General features: G+C 62.2%; 20 protein-coding genes, 1 pseudogene and 2 riboswitches. Of the genes and pseudogenes, 7 read left to right on the top strand and 14 right to left on the bottom strand.

Going from position 1 to position 23,574, the window contains the following annotated elements:
* Positions 1–1,001 (bottom strand): GTP cyclohydrolase FolE2 (gene folE2, locus QZ522_RS00385; RefSeq protein WP_294606299.1); only part of this gene is annotated, 1,001 nt, incomplete at its 3' end.
* Positions 1,002–1,143: 142 nt separating this feature from the next.
* Positions 1,144–2,331, bottom strand: a complete 1,188-nt coding sequence (metZ, locus tag QZ522_RS00380) for an O-succinylhomoserine sulfhydrylase (protein WP_294606297.1) — start codon at positions 2,329–2,331, stop codon at positions 1,144–1,146.
* Positions 2,332–2,388: 57 nt separating this feature from the next.
* A riboswitch (SAM riboswitch) is annotated at positions 2,389–2,466 on the bottom strand.
* 233 nt (positions 2,467–2,699) lie between these two features.
* Between metZ and QZ522_RS00375 the strand changes: the two genes are divergently transcribed.
* Positions 2,700–3,413, top strand: a complete 714-nt coding sequence (locus QZ522_RS00375; protein WP_294606295.1) for a glutathione S-transferase N-terminal domain-containing protein — start codon at positions 2,700–2,702, stop codon at positions 3,411–3,413.
* On the opposite strand, the gene QZ522_RS00370 is transcribed toward QZ522_RS00375, so the two are convergent.
* The 5 genes and pseudogenes from QZ522_RS00370 to QZ522_RS00350 all read right to left on the bottom strand — a co-directional run bounded on the left by QZ522_RS00370 (position 3,400) and on the right by QZ522_RS00350 (position 8,820).
* Complete coding sequence (locus QZ522_RS00370) at positions 3,400–4,050, bottom strand: hypothetical protein (RefSeq protein ID WP_294606293.1); 651 nt, start codon at positions 4,048–4,050, stop codon at positions 3,400–3,402. The two genes, QZ522_RS00375 and QZ522_RS00370, sit on opposite strands and share 14 nt — an antisense overlap.
* Before the next feature lie 90 nt (positions 4,051–4,140).
* On the bottom strand, positions 4,141–4,743 hold the full coding sequence (locus QZ522_RS00365; RefSeq protein WP_294606291.1) for an inner membrane-spanning protein YciB: 603 nt from the start codon (positions 4,741–4,743) through the stop codon (positions 4,141–4,143).
* A 47-nt stretch (positions 4,744–4,790) separates the two neighbouring features.
* Positions 4,791–5,674 (bottom strand): annotated as a pseudogene (locus QZ522_RS00360) (EamA family transporter).
* Between the two features lie 148 nt (positions 5,675–5,822).
* On the bottom strand, positions 5,823–7,064 hold the full coding sequence (ftsY, locus tag QZ522_RS00355; RefSeq protein ID WP_294606289.1) for a signal recognition particle-docking protein FtsY: 1,242 nt from the start codon (positions 7,062–7,064) through the stop codon (positions 5,823–5,825).
* Positions 7,065–7,134: 70 nt separating this feature from the next.
* Positions 7,135–8,820: an NAD(P)H-dependent oxidoreductase subunit E gene (locus tag QZ522_RS00350; RefSeq protein ID WP_294606287.1), complete on the bottom strand. Its 1,686-nt coding sequence runs from the start codon at positions 8,818–8,820 to the stop codon at positions 7,135–7,137.
* Between the two features lie 218 nt (positions 8,821–9,038).
* Here QZ522_RS00350 and QZ522_RS00345 point away from each other — a divergent pair, with 218 nt between their 5' ends.
* Together QZ522_RS00345 and QZ522_RS00340 are read left to right on the top strand one after the other, a co-directional pair.
* Entirely contained in the window at positions 9,039–10,097 is a 1,059-nt protein-coding gene (locus QZ522_RS00345; protein WP_294606285.1) for an alkane 1-monooxygenase, read from the top strand.
* A 4-nt stretch (positions 10,098–10,101) separates the two neighbouring features.
* On the top strand, positions 10,102–10,494 hold the full coding sequence (locus QZ522_RS00340) for a hypothetical protein (RefSeq protein WP_294606283.1): 393 nt from the start codon (positions 10,102–10,104) through the stop codon (positions 10,492–10,494).
* A gap of 144 nt (positions 10,495–10,638) precedes the next feature.
* Here the strand turns inward: QZ522_RS00340 and xseA are convergent, their stop codons facing one another.
* On the bottom strand, positions 10,639–12,141 hold the full coding sequence (gene xseA, locus QZ522_RS00335) for an exodeoxyribonuclease VII large subunit (RefSeq protein WP_294606281.1): 1,503 nt from the start codon (positions 12,139–12,141) through the stop codon (positions 10,639–10,641).
* Positions 12,142–12,215: 74 nt separating this feature from the next.
* On the opposite strand from xseA, the gene purD reads away from it, so the two are divergent.
* A complete protein-coding gene (gene purD, locus QZ522_RS00330; RefSeq protein WP_294606279.1) occupies positions 12,216–13,478 on the top strand; it encodes a phosphoribosylamine--glycine ligase in 1,263 nt (420 codons plus the stop codon).
* Positions 13,479–13,692: 214 nt separating this feature from the next.
* Here the strand turns inward: purD and QZ522_RS00325 are convergent, their stop codons facing one another.
* Positions 13,693–14,016, bottom strand: coding sequence for a 2Fe-2S iron-sulfur cluster-binding protein (locus QZ522_RS00325; protein WP_294606277.1), 324 nt, complete (start codon positions 14,014–14,016; stop codon positions 13,693–13,695).
* 300 nt (positions 14,017–14,316) lie between these two features.
* Between QZ522_RS00325 and QZ522_RS00320 the strand changes: the two genes are divergently transcribed.
* Positions 14,317–14,844 carry a peptidoglycan-binding domain-containing protein gene (locus QZ522_RS00320; RefSeq protein WP_294606275.1) on the top strand — a complete coding sequence of 176 codons (528 nt, stop codon included), beginning with the start codon at positions 14,317–14,319 and terminating at the stop codon, positions 14,842–14,844.
* 99 nt (positions 14,845–14,943) lie between these two features.
* Here QZ522_RS00320 and QZ522_RS00315 read toward each other — a convergent pair whose 3' ends face one another.
* Positions 14,944–16,005, bottom strand: a complete 1,062-nt coding sequence (locus QZ522_RS00315) for an Mrp/NBP35 family ATP-binding protein (protein ID WP_294606273.1) — start codon at positions 16,003–16,005, stop codon at positions 14,944–14,946.
* A 248-nt stretch (positions 16,006–16,253) separates the two neighbouring features.
* On the opposite strand from QZ522_RS00315, the gene QZ522_RS00310 reads away from it, so the two are divergent.
* Positions 16,254–16,478, top strand: a complete 225-nt coding sequence (locus QZ522_RS00310; protein ID WP_294606271.1) for a DUF1127 domain-containing protein — start codon at positions 16,254–16,256, stop codon at positions 16,476–16,478.
* 217 nt (positions 16,479–16,695) lie between these two features.
* Here QZ522_RS00310 and QZ522_RS00305 read toward each other — a convergent pair whose 3' ends face one another.
* Positions 16,696–16,965: a hypothetical protein gene (locus QZ522_RS00305; protein ID WP_294606269.1), complete on the bottom strand. Its 270-nt coding sequence runs from the start codon at positions 16,963–16,965 to the stop codon at positions 16,696–16,698.
* A 93-nt stretch (positions 16,966–17,058) separates the two neighbouring features.
* Positions 17,059–17,267: riboswitch (cobalamin riboswitch) on the bottom strand.
* 194 nt (positions 17,268–17,461) lie between these two features.
* On the opposite strand from QZ522_RS00305, the gene QZ522_RS00300 reads away from it, so the two are divergent.
* Entirely contained in the window at positions 17,462–18,859 is a 1,398-nt protein-coding gene (locus tag QZ522_RS00300) for a helix-turn-helix transcriptional regulator (RefSeq protein WP_294606267.1), read from the top strand.
* On the opposite strand, the gene QZ522_RS00295 is transcribed toward QZ522_RS00300, so the two are convergent.
* From QZ522_RS00295 to gspD, 3 genes are read right to left on the bottom strand one after another with little or no spacing between them, the layout of a single operon-like run.
* Positions 18,856–20,067: a type II secretion system F family protein gene (locus QZ522_RS00295; RefSeq protein ID WP_294606265.1), complete on the bottom strand. Its 1,212-nt coding sequence runs from the start codon at positions 20,065–20,067 to the stop codon at positions 18,856–18,858. The genes QZ522_RS00300 and QZ522_RS00295 overlap by 4 nt on opposite strands.
* Positions 20,064–21,515 carry a GspE/PulE family protein gene (locus QZ522_RS00290; protein ID WP_294606263.1) on the bottom strand — a complete coding sequence of 484 codons (1,452 nt, stop codon included), beginning with the start codon at positions 21,513–21,515 and terminating at the stop codon, positions 20,064–20,066. The genes QZ522_RS00295 and QZ522_RS00290 overlap by 4 nt, the downstream gene beginning before the upstream one ends.
* Before the next feature lie 2 nt (positions 21,516–21,517).
* The gene (gene gspD, locus QZ522_RS00285) at positions 21,518–23,386 is read right to left on the bottom strand and encodes a type II secretion system secretin GspD (protein WP_294606261.1); all 1,869 of its coding nucleotides are present in this window, start codon (positions 23,384–23,386) and stop codon (positions 21,518–21,520) included.
* Between the last annotated feature and the right edge of the window lie 188 nt (positions 23,387–23,574).

Here is a 23,574-nt window from a genome sequence, read left to right as displayed (position 1 = left end):
AGGCTTTCCTGATGGCTGGCGATGACCCGGAAATCGCCGATCCGCGGATCAGACAGCAATTGTTCACAGAACAAGCGCGCGGCATCCTCGACAAAGATCGGATTGGCGGCGTTCAGCTCGGCAAAGGCCTGTTCATCCTCGCGCTTGACCATGACTTGCGTTTCTGTCGGCACCGCGCGGCGGGCCAGCTCGATCAGGTCCTCGAACCAGAGGCAATCGCCCGGTATCACCTCGACCGAAAGCCGCGCAACAGAGCGCTGCGAATGCGGCGTCGCCAGCCGACCGCGCGCCGAGCGCGCATGCTCAGAAAGTTCAAGCGAACAGGGGCAGGTCGAGGAATAAACGTAATCGAGATGCATGAACTTGCGCTGCACCCCGCCGTTTTCCACCAGTTCCATCGCGATATCGTAATATTGAAACCCCTCCAGCCCCGAGCGCAGCGACCGCACCCGCGCCGGATAGGACAAACGCATCTGAAGACGTGCATCGACGCTATCGAGATCGGCGATGTAATCGCTGAGGGCCGCTTCCATCACCTCGAAACTGAAGGTCTTTTCGGCGTGCTTGTAAAAGCTGCGCATGATTCGGGACATATTGATGCCCTTGCGCTCTGCCTCAAGGCTGACCGTGCCGGTGACGGCGGTCTCAAGCGTCAGGTCGCCATTGTCACGGGTGTGAAAACGGATCGGCAGGCGGAAATTGGAAATCCCCACGTGCTGAAGATGCTGCTGCGTACCCCGGATAAGAGAGCTCGGACCATTCTGCAAATCGGGCAAAGTCGCGCGATACGCCGCATCAACGGCGAAATCGCTCGCATAATCGCGGCTGAGCGCCGGATAGTTCGACATCTGCCCCGTCGGCAACAGCCGCGCGATTGACGGATCAAGATCGGCCACCTCTTCAGGCGTCGCGGTCTGTGCCCAGACACGCAACAGCGCCAAAGCCTCTTTGGCCTCATCTCGGCCCGGCGTGCGGTTCATCTCAGACGGGTGCACATTCATCGCAGGGTTTCCTTATACGTGCTGCCAGCTCTTATTACATAGGCTGGATCGACAGGAATTGCCAATTTCGTAATGATTTACGGCAAAAGCGTCAAAACGGATCACTAACAACCCGACATAGCACGATTTGAACACCCCGCGCCTAGCTGGCACAGGCAAGGGCGCGGGTTATATCGGCGACAAGATCATCTGGGTCTTCCAGCCCGACACTCAGCCGCACAAGGCCCGGCGTGATACCAAGGCTGGCCTTTTGATCGGCAGGTAGCCGTTGATGTGTCGTGGTCGCGGGATGGGTCGCAATCGACTTGGCATCGCCGAGATTGTTGGAAATCACCACGATCTCCAGCGCATTCAGAAAGCGAAATGCCGCCTCTTGCCCGCCCTTGAGATCAAGCGCGATAACGGTGCCGCCCTTGTTGCCCATCTGGCGCATCGCCAGGGCGTGCTGCGGATGGCTTGGATGGCCGGGGAAAATCACCTGCTCAAGCGCATCATGCCCCTGAAGGGCCTGTGAAATCGCAAGCGCCGCATCGGCCTGCGCGCGCACCCGAAGCTCGATTGTCTCAAGCCCCTTGAGCATGACCCAGGCGGTAAACGGCGACATCGAGCCGCCGGTATGCTTCATGTAGGGCTCCAACGTGCCGCGAATAAACTCGCGCGTGCCAAGAACGACACCGCCAAGGGCCCGCCCCTGCCCGTCAATATGCTTCGTCGCCGAATAGACCACCACATCGACGCCCTGCTCGATGGCGTTGGAAAATACCGGTGTGGCAAAGACATTATCCACGATCACCAGCGCCCCGGCGGAATGGGCGATCCTGGCGACGGCGGCCACATCGACCACGTCCAGCGTCGGATTGGCAATCGATTCGAAAAACACCGCGCGGGTGTCGGGACGGATCGCCGCCTGCCATTGCGCAAGATCGGTGCCGTCAACGAATGTCACCTCGACGCCAAACCGCGTCAGCACCTCTTCAAGTACGTAAAGACAAGAGCCGAACAAGGCCCGTGCCGACACCACGTGATCGCCCGCGCGCAGGCAGGAGGTCAGCGCGCCGCTGACAGCCGCCATTCCGCTGGCGGTGGCAAAGGCATCCTCGGCCCCCTCGAGCGCCGCGATCCGCTCCTCGAACATGGCCACGGTCGGATTGCCGTAACGGGCATAGATAAACTCGTCCGGGCCCGCCTTGATGAACCGCTCTTCGGCGGCCTCGGCGGTGTCATAGACAAAGCCCTGTGTCAGAAAGATGGCCTCGCTCACCTCGTTATACTGGCTGCGACGGGTGCCGCTGTGCACCATCCTGGTGCGCCGTTTCCATGTCTCGCTCATCATCGTCCTCCGGGCATATGCGCCCACAAAAAAAGCCCCGACGCGGTCAAGCGAAAGGGGGCTTTCATCCTGACCTCTTTAGCGGTTTGTTTAACGTGGCCCGCAATCCGGTAACAAATCGCCACGGACACCGGATTACCGCGCAGCGTCCCTTGCGTCAATACTGCCGCACAGGTTTCGCACAAGTGCCATCACGGCCAGGCCCAGATCCCAGCTTCTTCTTGGCAAAAATACTCAAATCCGGCGGCGCCGCCATCACGACGCCGCAAATCTCCACCCCGCCCGCGCCGGGTGGCAAGGACAGCCCTTGCCTCCGGGCCGAAAACGGTCATTGTGTCGCTGAAACGACCCCGTGACAGGAGACAGGAATGCCCGCCCGACAGGATCCGATCGACCTCTACTTCTGGCCCACGCCGAACGGCTGGAAAATTTCGATCGCGCTCGAGGAAATGCACCTGCCCTATACACTTCACCTGGTTGATATCGGCGCCGGGGATCAGTTCAAGCCAGAATTCCTGAAGCTTTCACCCAACAGCCGCATGCCCGCGATCACCGATCTTGTCGGCCCGGATGGCGCACCGATAAGCCTTTTTGAATCCGGGGCCATCCTGCAATACCTCGCCCGCAAAACCGGCCAATTCTATGGCCAGACAGAGCGCGACAGGATCGCGGTCGATCAGTGGCTGATGTGGCAAATGGGCGGTGTCGGTCCGATGGCGGGCCAGGCGCATCATTTTCTCAAATACGCCCCGGCAATGGACCCGCCCCACGACCTGCCCTATGCCAAGGATCGCTATCGCAACGAGGTGGCGCGGCTTTACGGCGTGCTTGACCGGCAGCTGGCCAAAACCGAATTCGCCGCTGGCGATTTCTTTTCCATTGCCGATATGGCGATCTGGCCCTGGGCCTCGCTCTGGGAAGGCCAGCAGCAGACGCTGAACGACAAGCCGCATTTCGCGGCCTGGCTTGACCGGGTCGGCGCGCGCGAGGGCGTGAAGCGGGGCCGCGCGCTTGCGGCCGAGAAACGCCGCAACATTCAGGATAACCGCAGCGATCAGAACGTGTTGTTCAAGCGTCCCTAGAGGGCCGCGGCGTCTGGTCATCCGGCGCCTCGGGTGGCAGCACCATCAGCACCATGAACCAATAGAACGCGTGCAGGAACAGTACGAAAATCGGCATCACGGTGATCCAGACCGTTAGCGATTCCGTGCTGATCAGTATCTCGTTCACGGCAACCACCATCGCCGCCACCAAGGCATTGACACGCAACAGGCTGACAGTTTCATAAACCGCGCCGCCCTCGGTGTTTTTCGGCGTCACGCGGTCCATCACCGCCCCTTCGCGCATCACGCCCAGCACCATGACTACCAGGAAGAACAGCGCCACGGCGCTGATGGCACGCTGGGTGAAAAGCGGATTATTCAGCCAGAGTTGCAGCCCCGACAGCAACAAAAGCACGATCACCGGCCAGCGCAGCATGCCGGTACGCCCCCCCGTGGTCTGATTCAGACTGTGGGCGGCCTGTGGCAGGTTGCGCCAGATCGCATAGGCCTGTGCAATCACGACTGACAACACGAAAGTCTGCTGTTCCGGAAGCCCCATCCGCCCCACTCCGACCCAGAGGATCAGCATGATGACGACCGGCAACAGGTTTTGCGGCCGGATTGGCGGGATCGACAACATCGCATTCAGGATGCGGGAGGAGGTATTCTTGATCATGGGACAAGCGGTATGTGCAGAAAGCGGCAACATATCGGCGGGGATGTGGGCATTCCGCGAAACCGGAAAATTCCGGCGCCCCCCCGGCGATCAGGCCTCGTCTTCCTCGGTGGAGTGATCGCGGAACAGCTTGCCCTGGGTCATGAAGAACACGAAAATTGCCGCCGTCAGGCCGAAGGTTTTGAAATAAACCCAGGTTTCCTCGGTCTGGGTCCGCCAGATCACCTCGTTGAGAACCGCAAGGCTGAGGAAAAAGAACATCAGGCGGCGCGTCAAAAGCATCCAGCCCTGATCGGTTAGGGGCATCATCCCCTCCATCACATATTGCAGGTAAGAGCGCCCCCGCAACAGGCCCCAGCCCAGAACCCCGCCAAACAGCAGGTAGATCATCGTCGGCTTCATCTTGAAGAAACTCGGGTCGTTGAACCAGACCGACAAACCGCCAAAGACCACGATAAGCGCCGCCGTCACCGCCTGCATCTTGGACAGATGGCCAGTGAGGCGCCACAGGGCCGCCATGGACAGCAAAAACACCGGAATAAACCCGGCCGTAACCACGACAAAGCCCTCATACTCGGTGCCGCCAATGGTAAAGACCCGGCCCTTGAGCCAGAGATAGGCCACAAAGAAGGCCAGGATCGGCCCCATCTCGAGAGCGGTTTTTGCCCATGCGGGCGGCGTTTTATCGGCCATTGGGATAACTTGTACTCCGTTTGGTGTCGGGCGGCATGATCTTTGGTTTACCCGCCAAATTCAACTATGACTGCGCCCGCCGCGATCAAGCCCATCAGGGCGATACGCCGCGGCCCCACGGTTTCATTCAGCACCAGCCAGCCGATCAGCGCCGCAAAGACCGTCGAGGTCTCGCGCAAGACCGCCGCTTCGCCCACCTTGTCGAGCCGCGTCGCCAGCATGACCGAGCCGAACGACATGAACGCCACAAGCCCGCCCACAAGCCCGCGTAGCATCAGCGGCCCCGGCGTCGGCCGGTTGCGCAGGTTACGCCAGCGCAGATAGGCAACCCCCGGCATGAACAGCCCGTCGAGAAAGAAAAACCACGCCAGAAAGGTAAACGGATTGGCCGTGGCGCGGATGCCATAGGCATCATAGGTGGTGTAAAGCGCCACGAAAAGTCCGGTCATCACCGCCAGCCCAAGCGCCAATGGCATGGTATCCCGATTCAATGTCAGCGTACGCAGGTTATAGACCGCAAGGCCATAAATCCCTGCCAGCAGCACCCCGACCCCCATCCACTGGATGGCGGTAAAGACTTCGCCAAACAGAAAATAGGCGCCGATCACGGTGAACAGCGGCCCGGTGCCGCGCACCACCGGATAGGCAACCGTATAAGCCCCTGAAGAATCTGGTAACAGAGGTGAATCACCAGCACCCAGCCGAAGATCGGCCACATATGCGGCTCGGGCCAGGGCACCACGAAAAGTGCAAAGGGCGCGGCCATGGTGCAATAGGAAAAGTCGATCACCCCGCGGCTGAGCCAGGGATCATGCCGCCCCTTTTGCAGCGCCCCGAAAATGGCATGCAAAAGCGCCGCCGACAGCGCGAGAGCCATCGCCAGCAGGCTCCCTGCCTCTGTTCCCTCAAGGGAGACCAGCCAGTCGCTCATGCCTGGCGCACCTCAGAATGAGGGGAAAGCCCCCCAGGCCGCAGGGTAGATGGGGGGCCCGCCCCCCCAAGCCACAGGGTAAATTGGGGGGCCAGCCCCCCAAACCCCCCGGGATATTTCAAGCAAGAAGAAACAGCGCAACAGCCCTTCATTCGCGGTCAAGCCCGGTCAGGGCGGCGGCGAAGTCTTCGGGATCGAAGGGCGCAAGATCGTCGATCTGCTCTCCGACACCAATGGCGTGAATCGGCGGGCCGAACTTATCCGCCAGCGCCACAAGCACCCCGCCCCGCGCGGTCCCATCGAGCTTGGTCATCACCAGCCCGGAGACATCGGCGAGCTTCTGGAAGATTTCCACCTGGCTCAGCGCATTCTGACCGGTGGTGGCGTCGAGCACCAACAGGGTATTATGCGGCGCGCTCGGGTCTTTCTTGCGGATGACGCGGACGATTTTCGACAGCTCTTCCATCAGGTCGGCGCGGTTTTGCAGCCGCCCGGCGGTGTCGATCATCAGAAGGTCGGCGCCGTCGGCCTCGGCGCGTGTCATTGCATCAAACGCGAGGCTTGCCGGATCAGAGCCTTCGGGCGCAGTCAACACCGGCACACCGGCGCGCTCACCCCAGACCTGAAGCTGTTCGACGGCGGCGGCGCGAAAGGTATCACCGGCTGCGATCACGACCGATTTGCCCGCCGCCTTGAACTGGCTTGCGAGCTTGCCGATCGTCGTGGTCTTTCCCGAGCCGTTGACGCCCACCACAAGCACCACCTGCGGGCGGTTGGGGTAAAGCGGCATCGGTCGCGCGACCGGCTCCATGATACGGGTGATTTCGGCGGCCAGAAGGTGCTTGATCTCATCACTCGACAGGCGCTTGCCCATCCGCCCTTCGGCCATGTTGGCGGTGACGCGCAGGGCGGTATCGACCCCCATATCGGCGCTGATCAGCAGCTCTTCGAGCTGTTCGAGCATGTCGTCGTCAAGCGCGCGGCGGGTCACGGCGGGCTTGTCGCCCCGCCCCAGAAGGCGCCCCAGCAGACCGGGGCGCGGCGCGGCAGGCGCGGATTCGGGGATTTCCAGCGGCGCAGGCGGTACGGTTGCCTCGCGGGGGGCCTCTGGCAGTTCGGCGGGACGCTCGACGGGGATTTCGACCGGCGGCGCCTGTGGCACCTCATCTGGACGCGGCGGCAGTTCGCGCGGCGCAGGTTCGGGATCCGATGGCGGGGGGGCAGGGACGGGCGTTGGCTCTGGCTCTGGTTTCGGCTCAGGCGCAGGCTCGGGCGTTGTTGCCTCTGCCAGTTCTTCCACACCGCCGTCTTCGACAATCGCGTCCAGACCCTCTTCGAGTTTCGAAGAGGATTTGAAAAGCCGTTCCTTGAGCTTCGAGAAAAACGCCATGCACCCTCCGATCCGCTTGTTAAACCTCACCTAATGCGGAATGACGGGATATGGAAGCCTTGCCGCGCGATCAGATCTCGTCGGGGAAATGCTTGATCGTCAGGCGAATCGGGTTCGGCGCCGCCTGCCCCAGCCCACAGATCGAGGCGTCGGCCATCGCCGTGCACAACTCGGCCAGAAGCGGCTGATCCCAGGTGTCGGCCTGCATCAGCTTGACCGCCTTTTCACAGCCCACCCGGCAGGGCGTACACTGACCACAGCTTTCATCTTCGAAAAAGCGCAGCATGTTGAGCGCGGCCTGTTTGGCACTGTCGCGATCCGACAGGACAACAACCGCAGCAGAGCCGATAAAGGTGCCATGCGGTTGCAGCGTGTCGAAATCGAGCGGCACATCATGCATCGACGCAGGCAGCAGCCCCGAGGACGGGCCGCCCGGCTGATAGGCCTTGAAGCTGTGCCCCTCAAGCATGCCACCCGCCGCCGCGATGATATCGGTGATCGTCGAGCCGGCCGGCAATAGATGCACGCCGGGGTTATTCACCCGCCCCGACACCGAATAAGAGCGAAGACCCTTGCGGCCGTTCTTTTCAACACCGGACAGGATTTCGCCCCCCTCGCGCAGCACGCGTGTCACCCAATACAGGGTCTCGACGTTGTTCACGAGCGTGGGGCGATTGAAGATGCCGACCTGCGCCACGAACGGCGGACGATGGCGCGGCAGGCCGCGTTTGCCTTCGATCGATTCGATCATCGCGGATTCTTCGCCGCAGATATAGGCACCCGCACCGCGGCGCAGTTCTATATAGCCCGGCTCAACCTTGGATGCGGCCTCCAATGCCTTGATTTCACGTTTCAAAATCTCGATCACGGCGGGATATTCGTCGCGCATGTAGATAAAGCAGCGCTCAGCCTCGACCGCCCAGGCCGCAATCAACATTCCTTCAAGGAAAACATGGGGGTAGCGTTCGAGGTAAAAGCGGTCTTTGAAGGTGCCGGGCTCGCCCTCATCGCCGTTCACCGCAAGGTAACGCGGACCGGGTTCGGCGCGCACAAAGCCCCATTTGCGGCCCGACGGAAAGCCCGCGCCGCCAAGGCCGCGCAATCCGGACGCCAGCAGGGTTTCCTGCACGGTTTCAAAATCGCCCCCCTCGCGCAGCTCGTCGAGCTTGGCATAACCGCCGGATGAGGAATAGTCGGCAAAGTCTTGATATTGCGGGATATGCGCATGCGTTTCACCCGCCGCAATCGCCGCCTTGACCTTTTCAGGTGTGGCATGGTCGATGTGGTGATGACCAAGCTCAAGCACCGGCGCCGTATCACAGCGCCCCATGCAGGGCGCGCGCAGCACCCGCACCTCGGCCGGATCAAGCCCGCCTTCCAGCGCCTGTTTCAACGCCTGCGCACCGGCAAGTTCACAGGACAGGGAATCGCACACCCGGATAGTCAGCGCGGGGGGCGGTGTTTCCCCCTCTTTCACCACATCGAAATGGGCATAAAAGCTGGCAACCTCATAGACCTCGGCCATGGAAACCCGAAGCTCTTCGGCAAGCGCACGCAGGTGCGACGCCGACAGATGGCCGTATTCATCCTGAATCAGGTGAAGATATTCGATCAGCAGATCGCGGCGACGCGGCCCCTCGCCCAGAAGCGCACGCACCTCTGCCCAGGACTGATCTTCCAACTGGCGGCCCTTGGGCGTGTGCCGCCCCTTGCCTTTACCCGATTTCCAGACGCCCTTGCGCTCATCCAGTGCCATGCGATGTTCCTCATCTTCAGTTGCACCAAGAAATACGGCCTGCCCCGTCTTCCTGCGAGATCAAAAGCGACATTCGCGCCCCCGGAAGCGTTGAAGCCGTATAAAAACCACCCGATCACGCGGTTTTCCCTGCCTCCGCCACGGTCATGTCCTTTGTCCGCCGCATATGCCGGGCTAATGTGGCGGCACATGATACACGCTTCAACCGGGCCGGAACCATGATTGCCTTTGCCATCGCGACCAGCATGCCGATGATCCTGATCGGATTTGCCGCCATCTCGGGCGGTGCCTGGGGCTGGTTGGCGGTGGGATACATCACGATTCTTGTGTTCGTCATGGATCGCCTGATTGCCCGGCCGCTTGAAAACGCCGACCCGGACGCCGAATTTCCCGGCGCAACCCCGCTTTTGATCGGGTTGGGGCTGGGTCATTTCGCGCTGTTGGCGCTCGCCCTCTGGGCGGTGGCCGGGCAAACCGGCCTGACCCCGGTCGAGAAAGCATTGGTGGCAATTTCAAGCGCGCTGGTGATAGGGCAGATTTCACATCCGGTGGCGCATGAGCTGATCCATCGCCCGGCGCGCACCCTGCGATTGGTCGGGCGGCTGATCTATACCTCGATCCTGTTTGGCCATCACGCAAGTGCACATCTCAAGGTCCATCATGTACATGTCGCAAGCCGTAGCGATCCCAGTAGCGCAAGGATCGGAGAAGGGTTTTATCGTTTTGTCGCAAGGGCATGGCCTGGGGAATTTCGCGCCGGGCGACAGGCGGAAAGCCGTTTTCTGGCGGGCCGCAACGGCCGTATCCGGCGCCACCCCTACACGCTTTATCTTGGCGGGGCGGTTGTCATGCTCGCGCTCAGCGGCCTGATTTTTGGCGGCAATGGGGTGGCTGCGCTTGGATTTGTTGCAGGCTATGCGCAGCTTCAGATTCTGATGTCGGATTACGTTCAGCATTACGGCCTGCGCCGCACAACCCGTGCCGATGGGCGCCCGGAACCTGTCGGCCCGCAGCATTCGTGGAACGCCCCGCATTGGGCCTCGTCGGCAATGACCCTGAATGCGCCGCGCCACTCGGATCACCATGTTCGCCCGGCGCGTCCCTATCCGGCATTACAGTTAAGCGGGGACACCATGCCGTTGCTGCCCTATTCCCTTCCGGTGATGGCAGTTCTGGCACTTGTGCCTCCGCTCTGGCGGCGGATCATGGACCCGCGGGCAGCGCGCTGGCGCGACCAAGATACATCTGGCGGGACCGGGCACAATCTGGCAGTCTGATCCCATGCGAGCCACGACCCTGACCCTTCTGCTGATCGCCCTGCATAACCCAGCCCTGGCGCAGATGACCGGCGCCGAATTTGACGCCTACACGCGTGGCCATACCTTTTACTATGGCACAAACGGTGAGCCTTATGGCGGCGAGGAATATCTCGAAAACCGGCGCGTGCGGTGGTCTTTTCTTGATGGAAACTGCCAGGACGGACACTGGTATGAAGAGGATGGAATGATCTGTTTCATCTATGAGAACCGCCCCGAACCGCAATGCTGGAGCTTTGAGCGTTCGGCAGGCGGACTCGTGGCGCGCTTTGGCGGGCCGCGCGCAATGGCAGAGCTGTACGAGGTCGAAAAATCCGACGAACCGCTGCTGTGCCTGGGACCAGAGATCGGCGTCTGACCCTTCATATTCCAACATGGTGATACAATCTACTCAAGAATAATCCCAAAAGACTTTACCTTTTCCAACATTCCACCGATTTACCCACCGCAAGCTCCGGATGCCTCCGGCGGGAGTATTTTTGGAAAGATGAACAGGCAGGGATCAGAACAGGCTGCCTTGATTGGGCGGCGTTTTCTTCGGTTTTGAGGCGGGGCGCGCCGGTGTTGCGGGCGCGCTGTCGGATGAAAGTGGCAGGCGGCCATCCGAGAATTCGATCTCAAGTGCCGTGGCCTTGGCGGCAGCGGCCTTGGTGGTCAGCACAACCCCCTCCCCGTCACGCACAACGGCATAGCCGCGTTTGAGCGTTGCGGTATAACCAAGCGTTTCGCGCAACCGGTCCATCGCCTCGACTTTGCTGCGCCAGGCGGCGGTTTGGCGGGTGGCGGCATCACTGAACCGGATCGTCAGGCGCGCGAGGTCGCGCTTCCTGAGGTCGATATCGCGCAGCAGGGCACGCGTGTTAAGCCGGGCGGCGGTATTCTCAAGACGGCGGCGATCACCATCGACAGCGCGTCGCAACAGGCCGGGGCGCAGGGCACCGGAGGTTTCCGAAAGCTTCACGCGACGGGTTTGTACAGAGCGGATCAATGCCGCCGGAAGCCGGTCCGACCAGGTATCAAGCCGCTGGCGCGCCGTATCAAGCAAGGTGTCGGCACGCGGCAAGGCGCGCGAGAGATCGCGAAGCCGCTGGCCGCGTGTTGCGATGCCGGAGCTAAGGGCGTGGGTCAGCCGCGCATCCTGGGCATCGAGCCAGGCCATCAACTCAAGGCGCACCGGCACCGCCAATTCCGCCGCCGCGGTGGGCGTCGGCGCGCGCTTGTCCGAGGCATAGTCGATCAGCGTCGTGTCGGTTTCGTGTCCGACCGCCGAAATCAGCGGGATATCCGACGCCGCAGCCGCGCGCACGACGATTTCCTCGTTGAAGCCCCAAAGATCTTCGACCGAGCCCCCGCCTCGCGCAACTATCAACAGGTCCGGCCGCGGCAAGGCGCCCCCTGCGGTGAAGGCGTTGAAGCCCTGAATGGCGCGGGCCACCTCGGCGGCACATTTTTCGCCCTGCACGGCAACCGGCCAGATCAGCACCTTGCGCGGGAAACGATCGCGCAATCGATGCAGGATATCGCGGATCACCGCCCCCGAGGGCGAGGTGATAACGCCAATGACTTCAGGCAGATAGGGGATGATCTTCTTGCGCTCGGGTGCAAACAGCCCCTCGCCCGCAAGCTGTGCCTTGCGCTTTTCCAGCATCGCCATGAGCGCCCCCATGCCGGCAGGTTTCAGATCTTCGATGACGATCTGATAGCGCGATTGACCGGGGAATGTGGTAAGGCGCCCCGTGGCGACCACTTCCATCCCTTCTTCGGGTTGCACGGCAAGTCGGCTGGCCACGCCTTTCCAGATGATCCCAGCCAGGACCGCACGATCATCCTTGAGGTCAAGATAGACATGACCCGAACGCGGGCGCGAAATGCGGCCCAATTCGCCACGCACGCGGACATGGGCAAATTCGCCCTCGATCATCCGCTTGATCGCGCCGGAGAGGTCGGACACGGAAAATTCGGGGGCATTTTCGCCGGGGCTTGGATCGTCAATCAGGTCGGACATGTCTGGTGCCTTGTGTCTGGCTTTGCGCCACCTTAGAACGCGGGGCAAATGAGGCCAAGCAGGAGTTGTGCGCCATGAATATTCTGATCCTCGGGTCCGGCGGGCGTGAGCACAGCATCGCCTGGGCGGTGATGCAGAACCCCAAATGCGACAAGCTTATCGTGGCGCCGGGCAATGCCGGGATCGCCGGGATCGCCGAATGCGCAAGCCTCGATATTCTGGACGGCGCCGCGGTGATCGGGTTTTGCGAGGCCGAAGCGATTGATTTCGTGATCATCGGCCCCGAGGCCCCCCTGGCCGCCGGTGTGGCGGATCGCTTGCGCGAGGCGGGATTTATGGTTTTCGGCCCCGGTGCCGAGGCCGCAAAGCTTGAGGCGAGCAAGAGTTTCACCAAGGAAATCTGTGATGCGGCGGGCGCGCCGACGGCTGGCTATGGCCATTTCACCGATGCCGAGGCCGCCAAGACCTATATCCGCGCGCAGGGCGCCCCAATCGTGGTCAAGGCCGACGGTTTGGCGGCGGGCAAAGGGGTGATCGTGGCCGAAACCCTAGATCAGGCGCTCGCGGCAGTGGATGACATGTTCGGCGGCGAATTCGGCAGCGCCGGCGCCGAGGTGGTGATTGAAGAGTTCATGGAGGGCGAAGAGGCATCGTTTTTCGTGCTCTGTGACGGCGAAACCGCCCTGCCCGTGGGCACGGCGCAGGACCACAAGCGCGTCGGCGAAGGCGACACCGGCCCCAATACCGGCGGCATGGGCGCCTATTCCCCCGCCCCGGTGATGACCCAAGAAGTTACGCAAAAGGCGCTGGATGAAATCGTGCGCCCTTGCCTTGCCGAGATGGCGCGGCGCGGCACACCGTTTCAGGGTGTTCTGTTTGTCGGCCTGATGATCAAGGACGGCCAGCCGCGGCTTGTCGAGTATAACGTGCGCTTTGGCGATCCCGAATGCCAGTGCCTGATGATACGCCTTGGCGCGCAGGTGCTTGACCTGCTTCAGGCCACCGCCGAAGGGCGCCTGTCAGAGATGTCGGTCAACTGGGCCGACGATCATGCCCTGACGGTTGTGATGGCGGCAGACGGCTATCCCGGAGATTACAAAAAGGGAAGCGTAATCAATGGGTTGAACGACAGCCTCGAAGACAGTTTTCACATGGTCTTTCATGCCGGGACGGGCCGCGCCGAGGGCCAGTTCGTGGCCACAGGCGGGCGGGTTCTGGCCGCGACCGCGCGCGGCAGCAGCCTTGGGGAGGCGCGCGACCGGGCCTATGAAATGGTGGATCGGATCGATTGGCCGGAAGGGTTTTGCCGCCGCGATATCGGTTGGCGAGCACTCTGAGCACCCTGATTTCGAATGGCTTGCGCCATCCGACCGATGCGAGGGGCGCTGCCCCTCGCGCTCCCAGGAGTATTGCCGCCAAGAAGAAGTTTGGAGACAGCTGAGTGCCAGGTCGGGATCTTCGGGGCCGGGATGGGGGGCGGTTGAGGTGCTGATGACGTCGCGCCGCGCTCCATCCGTCATCTCAAGCCACAATACGCCCCACCGCCATAGATCAGATTTGTTTTTCCGGCATTTGCACCACAAGGCCGTCCAGCGCATCGGTGACTTTCAACTGGCAGGTCAGGCGCGAGCGTTCCGGGTCAGCCTCATAGGCAAAGTCGAGCATGTCGTCTTCCATGTCTTCCTTGGCAGGCAGCTTATCCACCCAGGCCGGATCGACATAGACATGACAGGTCGAGCACGCACAGGCGCCGCCGCAATCTGCCTCAATGCCGGGGATGTTGTTGTCGCGTGCGCCTTCCATCACGGTCAGGCCATTGGCGACCTCGACCACATGTTCGGTGCCGTTATGCTCGATATAGGTGATTTTTGCCATGGCTCGGCGTCTCCCTTGACTTCGGTTCGACTGTTTTCCTAGCCAAGCCATCCAGGGCAGGCCAGCCCCATTTGCGACCAAAGATGAAAAGAGTTGTAACAAATCACTGATGTTCCCCATTTGTTCAAGCTCGGCCCTCTCACCTGCCGCCGTCACAGGCCCCATATCGCCGCACCCGCCCGCCGCACAGGGATTGCCGAAGGGTCGTTGCGCCCCGAGAGCACACTTTCGCAGGCGACAAAAACCCGCTAACCTCGGCGTCAAACAGCGCCAGACTGCTGCCCCAAAAGGCCCGAGCCGATGAAATCCCCGCCCTTCGCCCTGCTGACCCTTATGGCGCTTGGCCTCATGGCCTGCGAGAACACCACGCACACCACCGACGCGGGCGATCCTGATCTTGTGACACGCATCGAGACCTCACCCCCCGGTGCTGCGCCCGGCACCTGCTGGGGCAAGGAAGTTGCCCCGGCAGTGATTGAAACCGTAACCGAACAGATCCTCCTGCACCCCGCCGATATCGACGCCGACGGCAAGGTTGCCAGGCCCGCTCTTTACAGGACCGAAACCCGCCAGGACATTGTAAAGGAACGCCAGGTGTCATGGTTTGAAACCCCCTGCGCTGACGACCTGACGCCGGATTTCGTGGCCTCGGTTCAGCGCGCGCTGGCCGCCCGCGCCCTCTATCGCGGCCCGATCAGCGGCGAGATGGATACACGGACCCGCGCCGCCATCCGCCGCTATCAGGCGCCCGAAGGGCCTGTGTCAGGCATCCTCTCACTTAAGGCCGCTCGCAATCTGGGGCTGGTCTCGGTCAAACCCGGCACCTAAGGCACACACCAACACCCCTTTTCTTCTTGCTCTAAATATCCCGGGGGAGACGCCCAACGGGCGGCGGGGGCAGCGCCCCCAAACCCACAGGGGACGACATCACGCGCGGCCCTCTTCGACAAGCCGCCGCGCCAGGGTGCCATAGGCCTCTGCCGTCGGTCCGGCTCCAAGGGCCACCGGCACGCCGGAATCGCCGGACAGCCGCGTTTCAAGGTCAATCGGCAGCGCCGCCAAAAGCGGCAGACCAAGCGTTTCGGCCTCGGCGCGCACACCGCCATGGCCAAAGATATGCGCCTCGTGGCCGCAATCGGGGCAATGAAACACGGACATGTTCTCGATCAACCCGAGGATCGGAGTCTCCAGTACCTGGAACATGTCCAGCGCCTTGCGCGCATCCAAAAGCGCCACATCCTGTGGGGTCGACACGACAATGGCCCCGTCCGGGCGCGCCCTTTGGCACAGGGTCAACTGCACATCGCCCGTGCCCGGCGGCAGATCGACGATCAGCACGTCAAGCTCTCCCCAGACCACCTGTGTCATCATCTGTTGCAGCGCCCCCATGAGCATCGGGCCGCGCCACACCACCGCCTTGGCCGGATCAAGCATCAGACCGATCGACATGACGCTGACCCCATGGGCGCGCAGGGGTACCATGGTCTGACCGTCCACGCTGACCGGGCGCGCGCTGAGCCCCATCATGCGCGGCTGGCTCGGGCCGTGAATATCGCCGTCCAGAAGCCCCACGCGCCGCCCCCGCCGTGCAAGAGCCACAGCAAGATTCGACGCGACGGTGGACTTGCCCACCCCGCCCTTGCCCGAGGCCACAGCCAGAATCGATTTGATCCCCTCCGGCCTGATCGAGCTGTCGCCACCCTTGGGATGACCGCCCAGCTTTAGGCTCGGTGTTGGCGGGGCGGCATGCGCGGTGAGCGCCACGCTGGCATGGCTCACTCCCGGAAGGGTCAGCGCCGCACGCTCAGCGGCGGCACGCAGCGGTTCCATCATGCGCGCCATTTCGGGGGTTGGGGCCTCGATCACGAATCGCACCTCGGAACCGGAGATACTCAGCGCACGCACCATGTCGCGCGACACGAGGTTGCCGCCATCCGGCAATTCAAGCAGAGCAAGCCGGGCTTCGATATCGGCGCGGGTTATCGACATGATCAATCCTTCATCACTGGCGCTGCAATAGGTGGCAGTTTTCGCCGTCAGGGCAAGGGGCCTTCGCATCGTGCCCCAAAAATGGAGCATTTGCCTAACGTTAGGTCAACTATCCTTATGCATTTGCTGCATAGCAGCATTGCCAAACCGGGGTATTGTGCAGACGCAGCAAAAGCGTATCTTGGGATCAACAAAGACGAAAAGAACATCGTCGAAAACAACATGAACCAATACGCAAGGAGCCGAAAATGGCATTTGCAACCGCCACCCGCAGCGCCACAGCGCAACACCTGAGCGAAGACCTGAGCGCCGCCGTTTATGCCGCGATGCAGCGTGTCATAAACTATCGCGCCTATCGCCGCACGATCCGCGAATTGTCCGAGTTGAGCAACCATGATCTGGCTGATCTTGGCCTGCACCGCGGCGAAGTACGCCGGATCGCATATGAATCCGTTTACGGCACCTGCCGCTAAACACGAGATCGGATGCTCCTCTCCTCCTCCCTGGGGCATCTGAAACGGTCAAGGGCTTCCTTCCTCCTCCCTGAAGCCTGAGACCGGAAAATTGGGGCGAAAATGCCCCCACCGATTGCAAATGGCCCTCTCCTCCTCCCTGGGCCGGACGCACAAAGAACGGCGGCGCCCCTCCTCCTCCCTGGCGTCGCCGTTTTTTTCGTTTCCCCCCGACATTTCAGTGCAGAATGCGCACCCGACCACGCCGCGGCCTGTGTAGTTGCGTGGTGCGGCACGCCTGCTCTAGATAGCCGACAAAGGCCTGCGCAGCGGCACTTTCGGCCGCCAGCACCGCCGGATCGCTCAGTGCGGCACGCACCAGGACCGGCGTCACCGGCCCCTTGACGGAAACCGCCCATTCCAAAAAGCCACATCGCGCATGATCAAACGCCTGCGCGCCGGTTGCCGTGCTTTGTTCCAACCCGTCGAGAATTCGATTCAGCGACATTTCAAGACTACTCCGCGGCCACACCCCGGGCCGGATGGGGCGGCGGGCATGATCGGACAGGGCTTGCAGGCACCCGCCCACACCGCCCCCCGCGGTTTGACGTTGCACCTTGGCTGGTTTCCGGGCTTGGGGGGATGGGCCAGATGTTCCGACCCTGTGTTTCGGCACCTTCCCAGCCCCCTGTCGGGGCCAGTGGCCTATCGCCGAAAAACACCCACCCTTACCGTTGCGGGGGCAGCGCCGGATTTGCACCGGCTTCCCAATTCTCCGCCACTGGCGGCACCGAGGTGAGATCAGCGTAACAGCGTTCCCCGCGCGCCGCCATGCGCAAAACCGAAGGTCCGGGGCGAAAACCGTCAGACCTGCGATCGGGGTGACGCCACGGATGAGTATTTATGGAAAGATGAAAGCGGTATTTACGGGCTTGCCGGGCACGGTTTGCAAATCTATTCTGAAGTACAGCTAATCTGCAAAGCCAGCGCGGGGCGAACACATCATGGCCACACAGAAACTTTATGCCGGTGCCAAATTGCGTGAAACACGCCAGAGGCTGGGGCTGACGCAGAAGGATTTTGCCGCCAAGCTTGGCGTATCCTTGCCCTATCTGAACCAGATGGAGAACAACAACCGCCCCGTAAGCACCACGGTGGTTCTGGCGCTGGCACAGGAATTTGGGTTTGATGTCACGGAGTTATCGACCGGCGATGCCGAGAGGATGGTGAGCGACATGCGCGAGGCGCTTGCCGATCCGGTGTTTGGCGACGACCCGCCGCCGCTTGCCGATCTGCGGCTGACCGCCTCGAACGCCCCGGCCCTTGCGCGGGCCTTTCTGGAGCTGCACAGCGCCTATCGCCAGACCCATGAGCGGCTTGCCTCGCTTGATGAGGCCCTGGGGCGCGAGGATGCGCGCAGCCAATCGAGCCCTTGGGACGAGGTGCGCGATTTCTTTCATTACTGCGACAACTATATCGACGCGGTCGATCACGCCGCCGAGCGTTTTGCCAACGGCGGCAGCAAGGTGGCGGCCTATGACCTGGCCGCCGAGCGCCTTGCGGCGATGGGAATTTCCCTGGCACAGGATGATGTCGGCAAGCTTCGCCATTTTGACCGTGAGGCCGGGGTTTTGTACCTATCGTCGCGCGCCGCGCCCGAATCGCAGCGGTTTCAGCTTTTGTTGCAGCTTGCCTTGCTGACGCAGGACGCGCTTTTGGAGGCCACGCTTGATTTCGCGCGCTTTCAGTCGGACGCGGCCCGCGCCATCGCCAAGATCGGCCTTGCCAATTACTTTGCCGGCGCCGCGATGATGCCCTACGGGCAGTTTCTGGCGGCGGCACAGGAGACCCGGCATGATCTGGAACTTCTGGCCAACCGCTTTGGCGCCTCGATCGAACAGGTTTGTCACCGGCTCTCAACGCTCCAAAGACCCGGCGCAAAGGGCATTCCGTTTTTCTTTGTGCGGGTCGATCAGGCGGGCACAATCACCAAGCGCCATTCGGCCACGCGGCTTCAGTTTGCGCGATTTGGCGGGGCCTGTCCGCTATGGAATGTGCATCGCGCCTTTGAGACGCCGGGCCGGTTCCTGCGGCAATTGGCCGAAACCCCGGACGGCGTGCGCTATATCAGCCTTGCGCGCGATGTCAGCAAACCGGGCGGCAGTTTCGGCGCCCCGGTGCGCCGCTTTGCGATTGCCCTCGGGTGCGAAGTGAAGCACGCGGGCGATCTGGTGTATGCCGACGACCTTGACGTAAGCCATGCGCGCGCCTTTGAACCGATCGGCATCTCCTGTCGAATTTGCGAGCGCACCGAGTGTCATCAACGGTCGGTTCCGCCGCTTGAACGGCGCTTGCAGGTCACCCCGGACGAGCGCGGCGTCCTGCCCTATAGCGTCGGTTAACCGACCGAGGCTTGCAGGTCGAAAATCGGCAGGAGGATCGCCAGAACGATCACAAGCACCATGCCGCCCACCACTATCATCAACAGTGGGTCCATCAGGGCCGAAACGCGTTTGCGTTCATTGGCAAGCCAGGTTTCCACCAATACCGCCGAACGTTCGGTCATCCGCGCAAGGCGCGCCGATTTCTCGCCCGCGTCGATCAGCTGGCGGCAGACGGGCGGAACAAGACTCATGCGCGTCAACCCCTGGCTCAGGCTTTCACCAGAGCGCACGGCTTCGGCCAGATCGAGCGCCTCGTTGCGAAAGCGGCTGATGACAAGCACGTCACTGGCCGAGGTCACCGCATCCACCACCGTCTGACGGCTGGCAATCACAAGCGCCAGCGTGCGCAGGTATTGTGCCGCCGCCGAGAGGCGCATCAAGCGTCCGATCACCGGCAGTTTCAGGGCAAAATCATGCCAGGCATCCCGGATACGCGGCACCCGCAGGGCGAAAATGATTCCAAAGATCGCGGCGACAAAGCCAACCGCCAAGGCGATCCAATGGGCCTGAATCCAGTCGCTGATGCCCATCACCACCTGTGTCAGGGGCGGCAATTCACGCCCCGAAACCGCGAACATCGCGGCGATCTCGGGCGCAACGTTGACCATCAGGATGCCGCAGACCAAAAGCGACACGGCGGCCACGAAAGCAGGGTAGATCAAGGCCGTCGCAAGCTGTGCGCGATCCGTGCCGACGCTTTCAAGGTAATCGGCCAGCCCCTCGAACACCGCCGCCACATCGCCCGACACCTCGCCCGCGCGCACGGCGGCCACGTAAAAGCGGGGGAACCCGGCATTGGTCACCTCAAGCGCGACTGACAGGGGCTGACCATCCAGAAGCGCCGCCTTGGCCTCGGCGGCCGCGCCCTCGATCGCCGGTGAGGTGCCCGAGCCGCGCACCGTTTCCAGCGCAACTTCGGCCGAGAGATCCGACGACAAGAGCACCGCCATCTGGCGGGTGAACACCGCACGCATATCGGCGTTAAGCTTGCTGCGCCGCCCGCGCCCGAGGGCAAGGCCGCCGCCTTGTCGCTTGGCGGTGATATCTTCGGCGAAAAGCCCCTGCCCGCGCAGGATACCGGCGGCCTGCGCCTCGCTTTCGGCGACAAGCGTGCCTTTCTTGCGCTGCCCTTCGGCGTCAAAGGCGGTATAGCTGAATGCCCTCACAGCGCGTCGCCCACCACGCGCAACGCCTCGGCGAGGCTTGTCTTGCCGCCGGCGACCTGATGCAGGGACTGGCCAAACAGCGTCTGATCGGGCGCAAGGGCGATCTCTTTCATCTCAAGCTCCGAACGGCCCTTGTCGATGGCATCGCGCAATGTCTCGCTGACCTCGAGAATTTCAAACACCCCGACACGGCCCGCATAGCCGGTATTATTGCAGGTCTCACAGCCCACCGGGTGATAGATTTCATCCGGCACGGCAAGGTTAAGGGACTGAAATTGCCGGGCCTCATCAGGGGTCGGCACGGCGGCGCGGCGGCAGCTTTGGCAAAGTTTGCGCAACAGGCGCTGCGCAATGACGCCGCGCAGGGTAGAGGCAATGAGAAAGTCATCCAGCCCCAGATCGCGTAGCCGCACGACCGCCCCGACCGAGCCATTGGCGTGCAGCGAGGAAAACACCAGATGCCCGGTCAAAGAGGCCTGCGCCGCCACGCTTGCGGTTTCCTGATCGCGAATCTCGCCAACGAGGATGATGTCCGGGTCCTGCCGCAAAGCCGCGCGCAGACCGGCGGCAAAGGTCATGCCGATCTCGGCATTGATCTGGCTTTGGCTGATGCCGGGAAGGTCATATTCGATCGGGTCTTCGGCGGTCAGGATGTTGCGGATTTCGTCGTTGGCCAGTTGCAGCAGGGAATAAAGCGTCGTGGTCTTGCCCGAACCGGTCGGCCCGGTGGCGAGGATAATGCCATTGGGCCGCGCCGCCATGCGTTCCAGCACGCTCACCTGATCGGCGCGCAGGCCCAGTTGCTCAAGCGGCATGAGCCCCGCCGAGCGATCGAGCACCCGCATCACGACACGTTCGCCGTAATTCCCCGGCAGGGTCGAAACCCGCACGTCAATCGCACGCCCGCCAAGGCGCAGGGCGATATGGCCATCCTGCGGCAGGCGGGTTTCGGAAATATCAAGCCCCGCCATGACCTTGAGGCGCGACACCACGCGGCGCACCGGCACGTCCTGCCGGTCAAGAACCGACTGCAACATGCCATCGACACGCATCCGCGCACGCAGGCCGCCCTCGTTGGGTTCGACATGAAGATCCGACGCCCCGGCGCGCACTGCACGGCGCAACAGCTGGTTCACCAGCTGGATCACCGGCGCCTCTTCGCTGTCCTCCAAAAGATCGCGCGGACCGCGGCCATTGGCGCTTTCTTCAAGGTCAAAACTGAACTCGCTGTCGGCGTCGTCCCCGCCGGCACCACCCTGATAAAGGGCCGCCAGTTGGGCCTCGAAGGCGTCAATGCCAAGGTGTTCAACGCGCAGCGGCATGCCGGCCCGACGACGCGCCTCGCGCAGGCCAAGCGCGCTTGCCCCCGGCCCGACCAGCAACCTGTCGCCCTCGACAAGAACCTGCTGATCGCGGGCAAGCGTAAAGGGCAAAAGCGGCGGGGCCATGGTTACCTGTCCACGAATTGCAATCGCGAGGGCAACGGCGGAAAGCGCCGGTTCTGCGCGCCCTTGTCGATAAAGCCCGCATCGAAGGGCTGGTTCAGGTTGGCGCCATCGAACGGAAAGCTGGAATCCGGCACATTCGGATAGGTGCCGTCATCGGGCGGGGCAATCGCGGCACTGGCGCGTTTTGCTTCACGGGCAAGACGACGTGTCAACTCGCGCGCTTCGCTATCGCTGCTCAGGATACGCGGGCGCAGCATCACCAGAAGAATGCGTTGATTTTGCGAGGTGCTGCGGCCCTTGAACAAGCGCCCCAGCAACGGCAGTTCGCTAAGTCCCGGCACGCGCTGATTGACCGATCCGTTGCCGTCTTCCAACAAGCCGCCAAGCATGATCACGTTACCGTCACGCACCAGAACATTGGTCGACAGTTGGCGCTTGGCCGTGATCTCCCCCCCCGCAGCCGAGGCGGAATTGGTCAGGTTCGACACTTCCTGGTCAATCTCGAGACGCACGGTCTTGTCGCGAGTGATCTGTGGCGTGACCGTCAGGGTAAGGCCGACATCCTGGCGCTGGATGGTCTGAAAGGGCTGGTTCGGCACGGCGCTGTCGCCGACGGTGGAAAAGCTGCCGGTTACGAAAGGCACGTTTTGCGCCACGACGATTTCAGCCTCGCGGTTGTTCAGCGTCAGGATCGACGGGGTCGACAAAAGCTTGGTCGAACTTTTGCTCGCCAGCGCCGCGAGGAACCCGCCGATGCCGCTTTTGTCGAACGCCGCGATGGTGCCCCCGGTGCCGCCGCCGGTGGGATTGTTGCCCGCGAGAACGGTGCCCACAAGATTGGTCAGCGTCGGGCGGCCCTCAAGGGCGAATTCCACACCGCCAACCGTGGCATCCTCGATCACGCCGCCGAACTGAAACGACAGATCGGAAAAGCTCTCGACCGACAGCTCAAAGATAACCGCTTCGATCAAAACCTGATGGGGGCGCTGATCAAGGCCGCGCACGGCGGCCACGATGGCATTCACCCGATCCGACGGCGCGGTAATGATAAGCGCGTTCTGCTGTGGCTCGGCGACGATGGTGATCGCGCTATTGCCGGTCACCGTCCCCTCGGCAGAGGTCGCCTGCGCCCCGAAACTCTGGCGCACCACATCGGCAAGATCGGTTGCGTCGGCATAGTTCAGGCGCACCACCTCGGTGGCGATACTGCGCTGCGGTTTATCAAGCTGGCTGACGACACTGCGCACCCTGTCGCGGAATTCCGGCGTGCCCGACACGATAAGAGCGTTTGAGCGGCTATCGGCCGACAGGCTTGATCCGGCCGGTGTGATCGCCAGCGTGTTGATCACCGACAGCATATCGGACGCATTGCCATTGCGCAGCGAGATTGTCTCGATCGCATTGCGGCTTGGCGTGTCCAGACGATCCACCAGCTTGACGATCCGCTGAAAGTTTTCGCGCCGGTCCGACAGGATCATGAGCCCCGCATCCGGCACCGTCGACAGCACCGCCTCGGCGGGCAAGAGCGGGCGCAACACCTCGGCAATATCGGCAACGGGGCTGTTGCGCACAACGATCACGCGGGTCTCGAAATCCCCGCCGAGTCTTGCGCGCGCCTCTCCGGGCGCAAGTTCGCGCGCGACATCAATCGGCACGATCCGGTCGGCCTCGTCGCCCTCGACGATGGTCAGGCGGTTAAGTTCAAGGACATTCAGGAAAATTTCATAGATCGCAGAGGGTGACACCTCGTTCGGGGCAACCACGGTGACGCTGCCCTGTACCCGGTCATCAAGAATGAAATTACGACCGCTGGACTGCGCCACGATCTGCACGAAGTCACGCAGGCTTGCATCGCGCAAGTCCAGAGACATCTGGGCCGACGCGGGAAATACCTGCGCCAACCATATCACCGCCCCGAGGGCGAGCCCCCTAAAAAGTCGCATCGTTACAAATCACGAACATCATAAATGAATACCGCCCGTCCGCTAGTGTTGCCTCTTGGTCCGACCTGTCGTTAATCGACAGCTTTTTATTATTGCGTACAGCACCATAGCTGATT

The organism is uncultured Roseovarius sp. (assembly GCF_913054395.1).
Taxonomy (GTDB): domain Bacteria; phylum Pseudomonadota; class Alphaproteobacteria; order Rhodobacterales; family Rhodobacteraceae; genus Roseovarius.
Note: the sequence above shows the minus strand (reverse complement) of the source record. Positions and strands in the feature narration are given on the sequence as shown.

Bases quoted from the DNA above. Each gene is read 5' to 3' on its own strand.
- metZ (WP_294606297.1), bottom strand. From the start codon at position 2,331: ATGAGCGAGACATGGAAACGGCGCACCAGGATGGTGCACAGCGGCACC.
- QZ522_RS00375 (WP_294606295.1), top strand. From the start codon at position 2,700: ATGCCCGCCCGACAGGATCCGATCGACCTCTACTTCTGGCCCACGCCG.
- QZ522_RS00370 (WP_294606293.1), bottom strand. From the start codon at position 4,050: ATGATCAAGAATACCTCCTCCCGCATCCTGAATGCGATGTTGTCGATC.
- QZ522_RS00365 (WP_294606291.1), bottom strand. From the start codon at position 4,743: ATGGCCGATAAAACGCCGCCCGCATGGGCAAAAACCGCTCTCGAGATG.
- ftsY (WP_294606289.1), bottom strand. From the start codon at position 7,064: ATGGCGTTTTTCTCGAAGCTCAAGGAACGGCTTTTCAAATCCTCTTCG.
- QZ522_RS00350 (WP_294606287.1), bottom strand. From the start codon at position 8,820: ATGGCACTGGATGAGCGCAAGGGCGTCTGGAAATCGGGTAAAGGCAAG.
- QZ522_RS00345 (WP_294606285.1), top strand. From the start codon at position 9,039: ATGATTGCCTTTGCCATCGCGACCAGCATGCCGATGATCCTGATCGGA.
- QZ522_RS00340 (WP_294606283.1), top strand. From the start codon at position 10,102: ATGCGAGCCACGACCCTGACCCTTCTGCTGATCGCCCTGCATAACCCA.
- xseA (WP_294606281.1), bottom strand. From the start codon at position 12,141: ATGTCCGACCTGATTGACGATCCAAGCCCCGGCGAAAATGCCCCCGAA.
- purD (WP_294606279.1), top strand. From the start codon at position 12,216: ATGAATATTCTGATCCTCGGGTCCGGCGGGCGTGAGCACAGCATCGCC.
- QZ522_RS00325 (WP_294606277.1), bottom strand. From the start codon at position 14,016: ATGGCAAAAATCACCTATATCGAGCATAACGGCACCGAACATGTGGTC.
- QZ522_RS00320 (WP_294606275.1), top strand. From the start codon at position 14,317: ATGAAATCCCCGCCCTTCGCCCTGCTGACCCTTATGGCGCTTGGCCTC.
- QZ522_RS00315 (WP_294606273.1), bottom strand. From the start codon at position 16,005: ATGTCGATAACCCGCGCCGATATCGAAGCCCGGCTTGCTCTGCTTGAA.
- QZ522_RS00310 (WP_294606271.1), top strand. From the start codon at position 16,254: ATGGCATTTGCAACCGCCACCCGCAGCGCCACAGCGCAACACCTGAGC.
- QZ522_RS00305 (WP_294606269.1), bottom strand. From the start codon at position 16,965: ATGTCGCTGAATCGAATTCTCGACGGGTTGGAACAAAGCACGGCAACC.
- QZ522_RS00300 (WP_294606267.1), top strand. From the start codon at position 17,462: ATGGCCACACAGAAACTTTATGCCGGTGCCAAATTGCGTGAAACACGC.
- QZ522_RS00290 (WP_294606263.1), bottom strand. From the start codon at position 21,515: ATGGCCCCGCCGCTTTTGCCCTTTACGCTTGCCCGCGATCAGCAGGTT.
- gspD (WP_294606261.1), bottom strand. From the start codon at position 23,386: ATGTCTCTGGACTTGCGCGATGCAAGCCTGCGTGACTTCGTGCAGATC.